The sequence below is a fragment of the Micromonospora deserti genome (assembly GCF_003236335.1).
Taxonomy (GTDB): Bacteria; Actinomycetota; Actinomycetes; order Mycobacteriales; family Micromonosporaceae; genus Micromonospora; species Micromonospora deserti.
Genome location: NZ_POUB01000071.1, coordinates 1 through 12,529 on the forward strand (window position 1 = coordinate 1; position 12,529 = coordinate 12,529).

Sequence of the window (12,529 nt, forward strand, 5' to 3'; positions counted from 1 at the left end):
GCGGGGGCGTCAGGCGACCGGGGCCTTCCCGAGGGCGGTCTCGGCCTGCTCCTCCGGGGTGGCCGGCGGGGCGTCGTTGGCGGTGCGCAGCGGGATCTCCCTGATGAACCAGGCGAGCACCGGCACGGCGACGGTGAACAGCACCGCCCACCAGAAGACGTGCGAGATCGCATCGGCGAACCCGCCGAGCACGAGTTCCCGGGCCTGCGCCGGCAGCTCCCGGAGCTTCGTCAGGTCCATCCCGGCCCCGGCCTCGCCGCTCCCGCCGCCGAACGAGCCGCCGGCCGGCGAGTCGGCCAGCCGGTTGGCGAAGATCGCCCCGAACAGCGAGATGCCGAACGAGCCGCCGATCGAGCGGAAGAAGGTGGCCGCGCCGCTCGCCGCACCGAGGTCCTTCTGCGTGACGCTGTTCTGTGCGATCAGCATCGAGGTCTGCATGAGGAAGCCCATGCCGACGCCGAGCACGACCATGTAGAGCGAGGACTGGATCCGGCTGGTGCCGACGTCCAGCAGGGTCAGCAGGGCCATCCCGAGGGTCATCATCACGCCGCCGACGATTGGGTACGCGCGGTAGCGTCCGGTCTTCGTGATCGCCCGGCCCACCACCAGCGAGACCACCAGCATGCCGAACATCAGCGGGAGCAGCAGCAGGCCGGAGTTGGTGGCCGAGGCGCCTTGCACGGTCTGCTGGTAGAGCGGCAGGAAGTTCATCGCGCCGAACATCGCGAAGCCGAGCAGGAAGCCGATCACCGAGATCAGCGCGAAGTTGCGGTTGGCGAAGAGCCGCAGCGGCAGGATCGGCTCGGCGGCCCGCCGCTCGACGAAACCGAAGGCCACCAACGTGACCAGCGCGAGCCCGGCGAGGCCGAGGATCTGCGGGGAGGCCCAGTCGTACTCGTTGCCGCCCCACGTGGTGATCAGCACGATCGCGGTGATGCCGACCGCGAGCAACGCGGCGCCGAGCCAGTCGATCCGGTGCTCGGTACGGTGCTTCGGCAGGTGCAGGGTGGCGACCAGCAGCACCAGCGCCACCCCGCCCAGCGGCAGGTTGACGTAGAACGCCCAGCGCCAGGAGAGGTGGTCGGTGATGAAGCCGCCGACCAGCGGGCCGGCCACCATGGCGATGGCCATGATGCCGGCGATCATGCCCTGGTAGCGACCCCGCTCCCGGGGCGGCACCAGGTCACCGATGATCGCCATCACGCCGACCATCAGGCCACCGGCGCCGAGCCCCTGGGCCGCCCGGAAGGCGATCAGCTCGGCCATGCCGTCGCCCGGCCCGCCAAACAGGTCGGAGCCGGCCATGCCGCAGAGCGCGGAGCCGATCAGGAAGATCACCACGGAGGTGAGGAAGACCGACTTGCGGCCGTAGAGGTCGCCGAGCTTGCCCCAGATAGGGGTGGAGACGGTGGTGCCGAGCACGTACGCGGTGACCACCCAGGTGAAGTGGTCCAGCCCACGGAACTCATCCACGATGCGGGGCAACGCGGTGCTGACGATCATGTTGTCGAGCATCGCCAGCATCATGGCGATCATCAGGCCGAAGAGCACGACCCGCACGTTGGGTCGCGCCGCAGCCTGGGCTGCCTGAGTCATGGGTAAGCTCCCCCCGAGAAGTGCCGCACTTACTTGCCGCCCGGCTAGTTGCCTTACTAGCCGTACGGTAAGTTGGGTGGTGGGAACCGTCAAGCGAATTGGGTGGTACGGGTGAGGGAGAGCACAGGCGGCACGCGGGAGCGCATCAAGGCCGTCGCGCTTGAGCTCTTCACCGAGCAGGGGTACGAGAAGACCTCGCTGCGCGAGATCGCCGAGCGGCTGAACGTGACCAAGGCCGCGCTCTACTACCACTTCAAGAGCAAGGACGAGATCGTCACCAGCTTTGTCGAGGACCGCCTCGAACGGATGGACGAGCTCATCACCTGGGCCGAGACGCAGCCGGCCACGCTCGACACCCGTAGGGCCGTCATCGGCCGGTACGCCGACACCATGTTCGCCGGCGAGCAGCCCTCGGTGATGCGCTTCTTCGAGCAGAACCAGACCGTGCTGAAGAGCCTCGCCGCCGGGCAGCGGATGCGCGAGCGAATGCTGCGGTTGGCCGACACACTCTGCCGCGGCGACGACTCCCCCGGCGCCCAGCTGCGGGCAGCGCTCGCGTTCTTCGCCGTGCACAGCAGCTGGTTCGCGGTCCGCACCCCCGGCATCACCGACGCGGAACGGAAGCGGATCGCGCTGGAGGTGGCCGACGAGCTGCTCGCCGCGATCGGAGAGGGCGACGTCGACCGCGGGTGACCCGGCGTACGGTCAGGCCCGGGTGAGGTCCAGCCGCAGGCCGAGCAGTTCCACCCCGGCCAGGGGTGACCAGTCCCGCTCCGGCGTCCGGACGAAGCCCAGCCGCTCGTAGAGCCGCTGCGCGGCGGGGGCGAAGCCGCCGCGTACGCAGATCACCACGGCCGAGCAGCCCAGCTCGGTGGCGCGGGCGACGCACGCCCGCACCAGGGCCTCGCCGGCGCCCCGCCCCTGGGCGGCCGGGTCCACGGCGAGCATCCGGAACTCCGCCTCACCGGGGCCGCAGAGCTCGGCGTACCGGCTGCCGGGGAGCACGAACGTCACCGCGCCGAGCACGTCGCCGCCGGTCTCGTCGACGGCGACCAGCACCTCGCCGTGCTCCGTGCGGACGGCCACGTCGGCGAGCACGGCGCCGTACCCGTGCTCGCCCTTGAGCTGACCGTCGGCCTCGTACGCGGCGACCGTCAGCCGGGCCACCGCCGCGAAGTCGGTCGGGGCGGCCCGCCGGACCAGCAGGCCGGTCAATCGATCACCGCGATCAGATCACCGTCCTGCACGACATCGCCCTCGTTGACCGCGAGCTGCCTGATGACACCGTCGGACTCGGCGACGACCGGGATCTCCATCTTCATCGACTCCAGGATCACCAGGGTGTCCCCCTCGGACACGGTGTCCCCGGCCGACGCGACGACCTTCCAGACGTTCGCCACCATCTCGGCGCGGATCTCCTCGGCCATCTCCACGGCCCTCCCTCTCGCGACTACCTGCCGACGTATCCAATCATGCGGGCGGCCCGCGGTGGGCGGGGAGCGGTCGGGGACAAGAAAGATCCACTTCAGGCGGCCCGGCCCGGCGTGTCAGGTGGCGCGGCGTACGGTCGCCCCGGGAGACGACGGCGGGTACCGGCGGCACTAGCATCAGCGGGTCGGACCCGGCGCCGGGCGGACCGGCGCGTGCCCCGGCGCCGAGGTCGTGCGCAGGCGGATCCGACCATCACGAGGAGGTCAGCATGGCGAAGAAGGCCCGCAAGAAGAAGGCCCGTAAGAAGAGCGCCGCCAACCACGGCAAGCGCCCCAACTCCTGAACCGGCGCGGGCCGCGGCCCGTGCGGTCAGTGCCCGTCCCGGCCGTCGCCGGGCACACCGGTGGCCCGGGTCGAGACCGACCCGGGCCACCGGTTTGTGTCGTCGCGGCCGGTCAGTCGGCCAGTTCGCGTGACTCGCTGGTCTCGAAGACGACCAGCTCGGTCAGCCGGACGCGGAGCCGCTCGCGCAGCTGCTCGGGCGCGGTCTCGTTGCCGCAGCAGCGCGCCACCAACGCCTTGACCTCCTGCTCGATGCCGTACTCGCGCAGGCACGGCCCGCACTCGTTCAGGTGGTGTCGGATCAGCGTGCGCCGCTCCTCGGCGCACTCCAGATCCAGGTAGAGGTAGACCTCGGCGAGCACCTCACGGCAGTCCGTCTCGTGCGGATCTCCACAGCTCACGTCACACCTCCCGGCCGGCGGCAGCGGTCGAGCCCTTCGACGACGACGCGGAGCTGAACCCGCGCTCGGCCGCGTACCGCTCGAGCAGCTTGCGCAGATTACGTCGACCGCGGTGCAGCCGGGACATCACCGTGCCGATCGGCGTACCCATGATGTCGGCGACCTCCTTGTAGGAGAAGCCCTCGACGTCGGTCAGGTAGACGGCCATGCGGAACTCCTCCGGCAGCTGCTGGAGGGCCTCCTTGACGTCGCTGTCGGGCAGCCGGTCAAGCGCCTCGGTCTCCGCCGACCGCAGCCCGCTGGAGGTGTGCGACTCCGCCTCGGCCAGCTGCCAGTCGGTGATCTCCTCGGTCGGCGCCTGGATCGGCTGGCGCTGCCGGCGACGGTAGGAGTTGATGTAGGTGTTGGTCAGGATCCGGTAGAGCCAGGCCTTCAGGTTGGTGCCCTGCTCGAACTGGTGGAAGGCGGCGTACGCCTTCAGGTAGGTCTCCTGGACCAGATCCTCGGCATCCGCCGGGTTGCGGGTCATCCGCAGCCCAGCAGCGTAGAGCTGATCGACGAAGGGCATCGCGTCCCGCTCGAAGCGGGCCCTGCGCTCGTCCGTCTTCTCGGTGGTCAACCGCACATCCCCTCGCGTCGGATGCTTTCCCGCCGAGGATACGCGCACCGACCTGCCCGCAGATTCACTTCCGGCGGGTGTGCTCGCGCTCACCGCGGCTTCCCCGGCCGGCGGCACCGCCGCAGGCCACTCCGGCCCACCCAGCAGCTGTCGCAACTGCCGTGCTTCGCGCTCGTCTCGTTCCCGGGCCCGTGTCTCGGTCGGCACCGGTCACCCCCTCGCCTGAATTGTCATCCGCGGGGTGTAACGCACACCGAAGGGCGGAGCATTCCGGCCCGGCTCCCGGTCCCGGCCCCTTTCCTGGTCCCCGCACCGGTGACCACCGGCGCTGGGACCAGGAAGGGCCTGGGAGGACCAGGTGCCGCCACCCGAACCGGGCATACGGCACCAACCGATGCAACGACCCTCCGCCGCCGCCGGAAACGGCCCGCCGCCGCTCCGGGCCGTCAGGGGTGCGCCCGGCGTCAGGCGTGCGCCCAGCCCTGGTCGCGGAGCCAGCCGAGCACCACGGCGGCCGTGCCGGCGGGATCACGGCGCAGGTCGTGGCGCTCACCCGGCCGGGTCACCACACGGGTCCCCGGCCCCGCCTCCGGCACTCCGAACGGGTCCCGGTCGCCGTTGACCACGAAGGTCGGCAGGCCGGTCGCCAGTTCCGGTGCCCGCGACCGCTCCGGCCGCCCTGGCGGGTGCAGCGGGAACGCGAGCGCGACCACGCCGGTGGCGCCGACCGCCGCCGCGGTGCGGCAGGCCACCCGCGCGCCGCTGGACCGCCCACCGACCAGCAGGGGTACGGCGGGATGCCGCTCCCGCAGCACGGCCAGCACCGCCGTCCACGCCTCGTCGAGCTGCCCGGCCGGCGCCGGCGCACGCCGACCCGCGACCCGGTAGGGCTGCGTCACCCGGGCCACCGCCAGACCGGCGCCGACCGCCGCGTCGCGGAGCGCGAGCAGGTCCGGGGCGTCGACGCCGCCGCCCGCGCCATGCCCGAGCACCAGCAGGGCGGCCGGCGGACCGGCCGGAAGGTCGGTGTCGACCCGGGCGGGACCGCGCGGGGTGGGGATGTCGTCGCTCCACGGCACGGGCCCATTCTGCGGCCCCGAACAACCGCCGTACCGGCACACCCGCCGGGATAGTCACCGCCCGGTGCGGCGTTGCGGAATGCCCTCTGCCGGGGACGCCCCGGCAAACCCGGGTGGGCCGACCCGGAACCCGGGCCGCGCGGCGGTCAGCTCAGCGGCACCAGGGTGAGCAGCCGGTCGCGGACCGGCGGGCCCACCTCGTCGGCGGCGTCCGGGTCGGGCCGCACCTCGCCGCGCCAGGCGACGAGCATGGCCCGCCGCTCCCGCGGAGTGGTGCCGCCCCACACCCCGTGGCAGTCGCCGACCTCCAGCGCCCAGGCCAGGCAGGAGCCCTGCACATCACAGCTCCGGCAGAGCGAGACGGCCGCGTCGGCCGGCTCGTTCGGCGCGGGAAAGAACGTCTCCGGGTCGACACTCTGGCAGGTTCCTCTGGTCCGCCAGGCCTCGTCCTGTCGGCGCTCCCGCAAGGCCCGCAACAGTCGCGGATCTCGTCGCGCGGCGGCGACCTCGTGCGGACGGGGCATACGTGCCCGTGTCATCCACCCACCTCCCCCGTGGGACCGGCAAGATCGGCGAGCGTCGTTCGCCCCCTGCGAATCGCCACCCACCACCGGCGCTGTGTTGTATCGCACTTCCGGACAGCGGGACAAGACTCTACGGCGAATATGGCTCAACAAGTGGGCGACGTTTCACCCGCAACACTGGCAAATCACACCCGACAATGCGCCGACGATGTGTCAGAAGAGCGTCATTTTCTCCGGCTCGGTGCCACGGGCCAGCGGCACCCGGGCGGTCAGCTGCGGCCCGTCGTTACGGACGTCGCCGACGGCCGGACCCACCGGGCGGATCTCCAGCCCGGCCAGCCAGCCCGGCGGGGGCGGCGCGAGCAGCCGCTCCGGCTCGTCGGTCGGCGCCAGCCACGCGGCCCAGCGCTCCCGGGGCAGCAGCAGCGGCATCCGCTCGTGCACCTCGGCCAGCTCGCCGGTGGCCGCCGTGGTGAGCACGCTGCAGGTCAGCAGCGGGCCGTCCGGGCCGTCCCAGACCGACCAGATGCCGGCGAAAGCGAGCACCGAGCCGTCCAGCGGGGTCATGTAGTACGCCTGCTTGCCACCGCCGGACCGGCGGACCCACTCGTACCAGCCGTCGGCCGGGACGAGGCAGCGCCGGCGGGCGAACGCGCCGGCGTACGCCCGGCTGGACGCCACCGTCTCCGCGCGCGCGTTGATCATGCGGGCCGCGCCGGCCGGTGACCGGGACCAGGGCGGCACCAGCCCCCAGCGCCCCATCGACAGCGCCCGGTGACCCTCCGGGCTGACCCGCACCAGCGGGACCGGATCGGTGGGGGCGACGTTGTGGTCGGGGCCGAGCCGGCCCCCCGTGTCGTCGTACGACTCGAACAGCGCGCTCAGGTCGCCGGCGCTCCGGGTCGTCGCGTACCTCCCGCACATGCCGCACACGCTAACGCGCCGCGCGCCCGCGGGCTGTCCCGCTCACCGGGAGTCAGCCCGCCGGCCGGCGCCACCCTTCCGGCACGCGGCAGAATGTAACCGTGGGGAACCTGATTGCGACCCGGCCGCCGCAGCCGTGGACCGCTCCGACCGCCTCCGACCCGGTCACGGCCACGCTGCGCCTGCCCGGGTCCAAGTCGCTGACCGCGCGCGCCCTGGTGCTCAGCGCTCTGGCCAGCGGCCCCTCGACGCTGGCCGCGCCGCTGCGCGCCCGGGACACCGAGCTGATGGCCGCCGCCCTGCGCGCGATGGGCGCGTACATGTCGACCAGCGACGAGGAGCGCTGGCTGGTCCGGCCGCACCCGCTGGTCGGGCCGGCCCACGTCGACGTCGGCCTGGCCGGCACGGTGATGCGCTTCGTCCCGCCGGTGGCCGGCCTGGCCGCCGGGCGGATCACCTTCGACGGCGACCCGCAGGCCCGCACCCGGCCGCTCGGCCCGCTGATCGGTGCGCTGCGCTCCCTGGGGGTACGGGTGGACGCCCCGGCCACCGGCAGCCTGCCGCTGACCGTGCTCGGCGCCGGTCGGGTCGCCGGCGGCGAGGTGGTGATCGACGCCTCCGCCTCCAGCCAGCTCGTCTCCGGGCTGCTGCTGGCCGCGCCGCGCTTCGACCGGGGCGTGGTGGTCCGGCACGTCGGCCCGCCGGTGCCCTCCGCACCGCACCTGCGGATGACCGTGCAGCTGCTCCGGGCCGCCGGTGCGGCGGTCGACGACACCACGCCCGACGTCTGGGCGGTCGAGCCGGGGCCGCTCACCGGGCGCGGCTGGGAGATCGAGCCGGACCTCTCCGGCGCGGTACCGTTCTTCGCCGCCGCGCTGGTCACCGGCGGCGAGGTGACCCTGCAGGGCTGGCCGCGCAGCAGTGCCCAGCCGGTCGAGCAGCTCCGCTCGCTGCTGCACCGGATGGGCGGCGACGTGACCCTGTCCACCGCCGGGCTGACCGTCCGGGGCACCGGCACCGTGCACGGCCTGGACGCCGACCTCTCCGACGTCAGCGAGCTGACCCCGGCGCTGGCGGCGCTCGCCATGCTCGCCGACTCGCCGTCCCGGTTCACCGGCATCGGCCACATCCGGGGCCACGAGACCGACCGGTTGACCGCGCTGGCCCGGGAGTTCACCGCGCTGGGCGCGGACATCACCGAGTTGCCCGACGGGCTGGAGATCCGGCCCCGCCCGCTGCGCGGCGGGGTGTTCGAGACCTACCACGACCACCGGATGGCGCACGCCGCCGCGGTGGCCGGCCTGGCCGTGCCGGGTGTGGAACTCAGCGACGTGACGTGTACGTCCAAGACCATGCCCGAGTTCCCGGCACTATGGTCGGCGATGGTGACCGGTAAGAGCTGAGGCGACGGAGGGCGGTCCTGGCGACCAGACGGCGGGAGTACGACGAGGACGACGTACGGGTCCGGCCCGGGAAGTCCTCGCGCCCGCGTACCCGGACCCGGCCCCGGCACGCCGACGCGGTGGACGGCTTCGTGATCGCCGTCGACCGGGGCCGGTACACCTGCGTGCTCCCGGACGCCGGGCCGGACGGCCCGACGGTGACCGCCATGCGGGCCCGTGAGCTGGGACGCAAGTCGGTGGTGGTCGGCGACCGGGTCGGGCTGGTCGGGGACGTCTCCGGCGCGGCCGGGGCGCTGGCCCGGATCGTCCGGATCGCCGAGCGCAGCTCGGTGCTGCGGCGTACCGCGGAGGACGACGCGACCACCGCCGAGGGGCGACTGGAGCGGGTGGTGGTCGCCAACGCCGACCAGCTGGTGATCGTCAGCGCGCTGGCCGACCCGCCGCCGCGCACCGGGTTCATCGACCGGTGCCTGGTGGCCGCGTACGACGCCGGCATCGAGCCGCTGCTCTGCCTGACCAAGGCCGACCTGGCCGGCCCGGAGGAGGTGCTCGACTACTACGCGGAGCTGGAGCTGCCGTACGTGCTGATCCGCCCCGACTCCGACCTCGACGCGCTGCGCAGCCTGCTCGCCGGGCGAATCTCGGTGCTGGTCGGGCACTCCGGGGTGGGCAAGTCGACGCTGGTCAACCGCCTGGTTCCGGAGGCCGCCCGGGCGGTCGGGGCGGTCAGCGCGATCGGCCGGGGGCGGCACACCTCCAGCAGCGCGGTGGCGCTGCGGCTGCCGCCAGTCACCGTCTCGGCCGACGACCCGGGCTGGATCATCGACACCCCGGGGGTGCGCAGTTTCGGGTTGGCGCACGTCTCCGCCGAGAGCCTGCTGCACGGCTTCCCCGATCTGGTGGAGGCGACGGTGGACTGCCCGGCCAACTGCCCCCACACCGCCGACGCGGCCGACTGCGCGCTGGACGCCTGGGTGGCGGCCGGCCGGGCGGACCCGCGCCGACTCGCCTCGTACCGCCGGCTGCTGGCCTCGCGGGCCGGTGAGGGCGACCCGCGCGCGGAGGGCGAGCAGCGCGGCCCGGGCGACCCGTCGGCGCGCTGACGCCGGGCCGGTCGCTACCGTTTCCGGCATGACCGGGTACGCCGACGACCTCGCCCTCGCCCACCTGCTCGCCGACGCCGCCGACGCCGTGTCGACGGCCCGGTTCCGCGCGCTCGACCTGCGGGTCGAGGCCAAACCCGACCTCACCCCGGTCTCCGACGCCGACACCGCCGTGGAGCGGGAGATCCGGGCCCTGCTGGCCGAGCACCGGCCGGCCGACGGCCTGCTCGGCGAGGAGTACGGCGAGGCCCCGGCCAGCGGCCCGGGCGGCCGCCGCTGGGTGGTGGACCCGATCGACGGCACCAAGAACTTCATCCGGGGGGTGCCGGTGTGGGCCACGCTGATCGCGTTGCTGGAGGGCGACCACCCGGTCGCCGGGCTGGTCTCCGCGCCGGCGCTCGGGCGCCGCTGGTGGGCGGCGCGCGGCGGAGGGGCGTACGCCGGCCCGGACGCCGCCGGCGGCACCCCGATCCGGGTCTCCGGGGTGACCGAGCTCGCCGACGCCAGCTTCTGCTACTCGTCCCTGGACGGCTGGATCGCCACCGGCCGGCTGGACGGGATGCTCGGCATCATGCGGGACAGCTGGCGCAGCCGGGCGTACGGCGACTTCTACGGCTACATGCTGCTGGCCGAGGGCGCGCTGGACGTGATGGTGGAGCCGGAGCTGTCGCTGTGGGACATCGCCGCGCTGGTGCCGATCGTCACCGAGGCCGGCGGCACCTTCACCGACCTGGCCGGTGCGCCGGCGCCCGCCGGCGACATGGGCACCGAGAACAGCGCGGTGGCCAGCAACGGCCCGCTGCACGCCGACATCCTCGCCCGGCTGGGTCGGCCAGCCGAGCACTGACCTCCGGCAGCCTCTATCCTCGCCAGGTGTCTACCTCCGGCTGGTGTTTCCTCGCGTCGATGATCGTCGCGTACGGCATCGCCAACCTGCTCCAGTCGGCCGCCGCCGCCCGCACCACCGTGCACCACACCTTCGACCCGGGACTGCTGCTGCGGCTGGCCGGGCACCGCACCTACCTCGTCGGGCTGACCTGCCAGGTGGCCGGGTTCGTGCTGGCCTTCCTGGCCCGCCGGGACCTGCCGCTGTTCCTGGTGCAGGCCAGCGTGGCGGCCGGCCTCGGGGTCACCGCCATCCTCGGTGTGCTGCTGCTCAAGTGGCGACTACCGAAGGCCGAGGTGGCACTGCTGGCGCTGCTCTTCGCGGGGATCACCGCACTGGTGCTCGCCGCCCGGCCGGCACCGTCGCGCCAGCTCGGCACCGCCGGGACGGTCGCCCTGCTGGTGGCGCTCGGCGGGATCGCGGTGCTCGGCGTCTTCGCGGTACGCCTGCACGGCGCCCCGGGTTCGGTGGCGCTCGGCTCGCTGGCCGGCCTGGCCTTCTCCGCCGCGGCGGTGGCGGCCCGGCCGCTGGCGTCGGCGCCGAGCGCGGAGGCGTTCCTCCGGCATCCGCTGCTCTACCTGCTGATCGCGCACTCGGTCGTCGGCCAGTTGCTGCTCGGCCTGGCGATGCAGCGCGGCTCGACCACCGCGGCGGTGGCCGCGATGGACGCCGCCGGGGCGGTACCCGCGGCGATCGTCGGCCTGCTGCTGCTCAACGACAAGGTCTGGCCGGGCCGGGAGTGGCTCGCCGCGGTCGGGTTCCTCGTCACCCTCGCCGCCGTCATCGGCCTCACCCGGTACGCCGAGCCGCAGCACCACCACGCCGTCGCCGGGGAACCGGACCGGGCGATGGTCGGCGTCGCCTCCCCCGGCCGCCCCGCCTGACCGCGGGGCCACGGGCGGCGGGGCCACGGGCGGCGGGGCCCCGCCCCGGTCAGGCCGCCTCGACCGGCTTGCGGCGGCGAACCACCCGTTCGTAGAGCCGCTCCAGGGCGCCGGCCGTGCGTTCCCAGGTGTAGCTGCACCGCACCCGATCGACCGCGGCGTGCCCGTACGCGAACCGCCCGGCGTTGTCGGCGAGCAGCCGGCGCAGCGTCACGCCCAGGGCGCGGACGTCGCCGGGTGGCACCAGCCGGCCGGTGACCTCGTCGACCACCGCGTCGGCGATGCCGCCCATGGCGTAGCCGACGACCGGCACGCCGCAGGCCATCGCCTCCAGCGACACCCGCCCGGCGGAGGAGTAGTGCGGGGTGCAGGCGACCACGTCCGCCGAGCGGTACCAGGTCGCCATCTGGTCATGCGGCACCGCGCCCACCAGTTTCACCTGCTCGGCCACGCCGGTGTGCTCGGCGAGCTCGCGCAGCCGGCGGGCCTCGGCGTGGTTGGTTAGCTGGTCCCCCGGCGGACCACCGGCGATCACCAGCTCGACGTCGCCGACCAGCCGCATGGCCCGGATCAGGTCGTCCTGGCCGTGCCCGGGGGAGAGGCCGCCCACGGAGAGGATCCGGGCCCGCTGGTCGCGGGGGGCGGCCTCGCCGTCGGGGTGGAACTGCTCGGTGTCGACCCCGGCCGGCACCATCGCCACCGAGCTGCGTTGCAGCCCCATCCGGGTCAGCTCGTCGACCTCGTCGTTGCACTGGGCGACCGCGATGTCCACCGCCCGGGTCAGCGCCCGCTCCAGCGGGATCCGCTCCCCCGGCCCGTCGTACTGCCGGCCCAGGTGGCGCAGCTGCTCCACGCCGAGGGAGTGGAAGGTCTGCACCACCGGGATGTCGGTCTCGCGGACCGCGTGCGCGGCGGCCAGCCCGCCGATCCAGTAGTGCCCGTGCACCACGTCGGGCGTCCAGTCCCCCGCCCAGCGGTCGGCCAGCCAGCGCCCGAACTCTGCCACGTATGGCACCAGCTCGGCGGTGGGCAGCGGCGCGGCGGGGCCGACCGGTGCCCGCCGCAGCCGGTACCCGTCGACTTTGGCGGTCTCGGGCAGCGCCGGGTCGTCGCGGCGCTCGTAGACCCGGACGTCGTGGCCTCGCCTGGCGAGTTCGGCGGCGACCCGGGCGATGTGCTGGTGGGTGCCGATGGTGGGACCGTCGGCGTGCCTGGACGGGCCGGTGTGCGCGTAGACGAGGCCGACGCGCATGGGTCACCTCCATGCGATCATCTCAGCGGTGGTCTCCCCGGTCAGAGGGTCCCATTAACCCGGGCCGTCGGCGCCGAAACCTGGC

Annotated in this window: 15 protein-coding genes; 6 read left to right on the forward strand and 9 right to left on the reverse strand. The window is 73.8% G+C overall.

Going from position 1 to position 12,529, the window contains the following annotated elements; all coding sequences use genetic code 11:
* Positions 1 to 9: 9 nt before the first annotated feature.
* On the reverse strand, positions 10 to 1,596 hold the full coding sequence (locus C1I99_RS12900) for an MDR family MFS transporter (protein WP_111134450.1): 1,587 nt from the start codon (positions 1,594 to 1,596) through the stop codon (positions 10 to 12).
* A 111-nt stretch (positions 1,597 to 1,707) separates the two neighbouring features.
* Here C1I99_RS12900 and C1I99_RS12905 point away from each other — a divergent pair, with 111 nt between their 5' ends.
* Complete coding sequence (locus C1I99_RS12905) at positions 1,708 to 2,289, forward strand: TetR/AcrR family transcriptional regulator (RefSeq protein ID WP_111134451.1); 582 nt, start codon at positions 1,708 to 1,710, stop codon at positions 2,287 to 2,289.
* Between the two features lie 12 nt (positions 2,290 to 2,301).
* Here the strand turns inward: C1I99_RS12905 and C1I99_RS12910 are convergent, their stop codons facing one another.
* Both C1I99_RS12910 and C1I99_RS12915 read right to left on the reverse strand, forming a co-directional pair.
* Positions 2,302 to 2,811 (reverse strand): GNAT family N-acetyltransferase, encoded by a 510-nt coding sequence (locus tag C1I99_RS12910; protein WP_111134452.1) that lies wholly within the window; start codon positions 2,809 to 2,811, stop codon positions 2,302 to 2,304.
* Positions 2,808 to 3,029: a biotin/lipoyl-binding carrier protein gene (locus tag C1I99_RS12915; protein WP_199562101.1), complete on the reverse strand. Its 222-nt coding sequence runs from the start codon at positions 3,027 to 3,029 to the stop codon at positions 2,808 to 2,810. The genes C1I99_RS12910 and C1I99_RS12915 overlap by 4 nt, the downstream gene beginning before the upstream one ends.
* Positions 3,030 to 3,295: 266 nt before the next feature.
* Here C1I99_RS12915 and C1I99_RS35195 point away from each other — a divergent pair, with 266 nt between their 5' ends.
* The gene (locus C1I99_RS35195) at positions 3,296 to 3,370 is read left to right on the forward strand and encodes a 50S ribosomal protein bL37 (RefSeq protein ID WP_370461611.1); all 75 of its coding nucleotides are present in this window, start codon (positions 3,296 to 3,298) and stop codon (positions 3,368 to 3,370) included.
* A gap of 112 nt (positions 3,371 to 3,482) precedes the next feature.
* On the opposite strand, the gene rsrA is transcribed toward C1I99_RS35195, so the two are convergent.
* The 5 genes from rsrA to C1I99_RS12940 all read right to left on the reverse strand — a co-directional run bounded on the left by rsrA (position 3,483) and on the right by C1I99_RS12940 (position 6,916).
* On the reverse strand, positions 3,483 to 3,770 hold the full coding sequence (gene rsrA / locus C1I99_RS12920) for a mycothiol system anti-sigma-R factor (RefSeq protein ID WP_111134453.1): 288 nt from the start codon (positions 3,768 to 3,770) through the stop codon (positions 3,483 to 3,485).
* 1 nt (position 3,771) lies between these two features.
* A complete protein-coding gene (locus C1I99_RS12925) occupies positions 3,772 to 4,596 on the reverse strand; it encodes a sigma-70 family RNA polymerase sigma factor (RefSeq protein WP_111134454.1) in 825 nt (274 codons plus the stop codon).
* Between the two features lie 257 nt (positions 4,597 to 4,853).
* The gene (locus C1I99_RS12930) at positions 4,854 to 5,468 is read right to left on the reverse strand and encodes an alpha/beta hydrolase family protein (protein WP_111134455.1); all 615 of its coding nucleotides are present in this window, start codon (positions 5,466 to 5,468) and stop codon (positions 4,854 to 4,856) included.
* 146 nt (positions 5,469 to 5,614) lie between these two features.
* Positions 5,615 to 6,007: a WhiB family transcriptional regulator gene (locus C1I99_RS12935; RefSeq protein ID WP_111134456.1), complete on the reverse strand. Its 393-nt coding sequence runs from the start codon at positions 6,005 to 6,007 to the stop codon at positions 5,615 to 5,617.
* A gap of 198 nt (positions 6,008 to 6,205) precedes the next feature.
* Positions 6,206 to 6,916, reverse strand: a complete 711-nt coding sequence (locus C1I99_RS12940) for an SOS response-associated peptidase (RefSeq protein WP_111134457.1) — start codon at positions 6,914 to 6,916, stop codon at positions 6,206 to 6,208.
* A 101-nt stretch (positions 6,917 to 7,017) separates the two neighbouring features.
* Here C1I99_RS12940 and aroA point away from each other — a divergent pair, with 101 nt between their 5' ends.
* The 4 genes from aroA to C1I99_RS12960 all read left to right on the forward strand — a co-directional run bounded on the left by aroA (position 7,018) and on the right by C1I99_RS12960 (position 11,192).
* On the forward strand, positions 7,018 to 8,319 hold the full coding sequence (aroA, locus tag C1I99_RS12945; RefSeq protein WP_111134458.1) for a 3-phosphoshikimate 1-carboxyvinyltransferase: 1,302 nt from the start codon (positions 7,018 to 7,020) through the stop codon (positions 8,317 to 8,319).
* A gap of 119 nt (positions 8,320 to 8,438) precedes the next feature.
* Entirely contained in the window at positions 8,439 to 9,422 is a 984-nt protein-coding gene (gene rsgA, locus C1I99_RS12950; RefSeq protein WP_233512485.1) for a ribosome small subunit-dependent GTPase A, read from the forward strand.
* 28 nt (positions 9,423 to 9,450) lie between these two features.
* A complete protein-coding gene (hisN, locus tag C1I99_RS12955) occupies positions 9,451 to 10,269 on the forward strand; it encodes a histidinol-phosphatase (protein WP_111134460.1) in 819 nt (272 codons plus the stop codon).
* 59 nt (positions 10,270 to 10,328) lie between these two features.
* The gene (locus C1I99_RS12960) at positions 10,329 to 11,192 is read left to right on the forward strand and encodes a hypothetical protein (RefSeq protein ID WP_111134461.1); all 864 of its coding nucleotides are present in this window, start codon (positions 10,329 to 10,331) and stop codon (positions 11,190 to 11,192) included.
* Between the two features lie 49 nt (positions 11,193 to 11,241).
* Here C1I99_RS12960 and C1I99_RS12965 read toward each other — a convergent pair whose 3' ends face one another.
* On the reverse strand, positions 11,242 to 12,444 hold the full coding sequence (locus tag C1I99_RS12965) for a glycosyltransferase (RefSeq protein WP_111134462.1): 1,203 nt from the start codon (positions 12,442 to 12,444) through the stop codon (positions 11,242 to 11,244).
* Between the last annotated feature and the right edge of the window lie 85 nt (positions 12,445 to 12,529).

Excerpts from the sequence above, each read along its gene's own strand:
- C1I99_RS12900 (WP_111134450.1), bottom strand. The coding sequence starts at position 1,596 with ATGACTCAGGCAGCCCAGGCTGCGGCGCGACCCAACGTGCGGGTCGTG.
- C1I99_RS12935 (WP_111134456.1), bottom strand. The coding sequence starts at position 6,007 with ATGACACGGGCACGTATGCCCCGTCCGCACGAGGTCGCCGCCGCGCGA.
- C1I99_RS12940 (WP_111134457.1), bottom strand. The coding sequence starts at position 6,916 with ATGTGCGGGAGGTACGCGACGACCCGGAGCGCCGGCGACCTGAGCGCG.
- hisN (WP_111134460.1), top strand. The coding sequence starts at position 9,451 with ATGACCGGGTACGCCGACGACCTCGCCCTCGCCCACCTGCTCGCCGAC.
- C1I99_RS12960 (WP_111134461.1), top strand. The coding sequence starts at position 10,329 with ATGATCGTCGCGTACGGCATCGCCAACCTGCTCCAGTCGGCCGCCGCC.
- C1I99_RS12965 (WP_111134462.1), bottom strand. The coding sequence starts at position 12,444 with ATGCGCGTCGGCCTCGTCTACGCGCACACCGGCCCGTCCAGGCACGCC.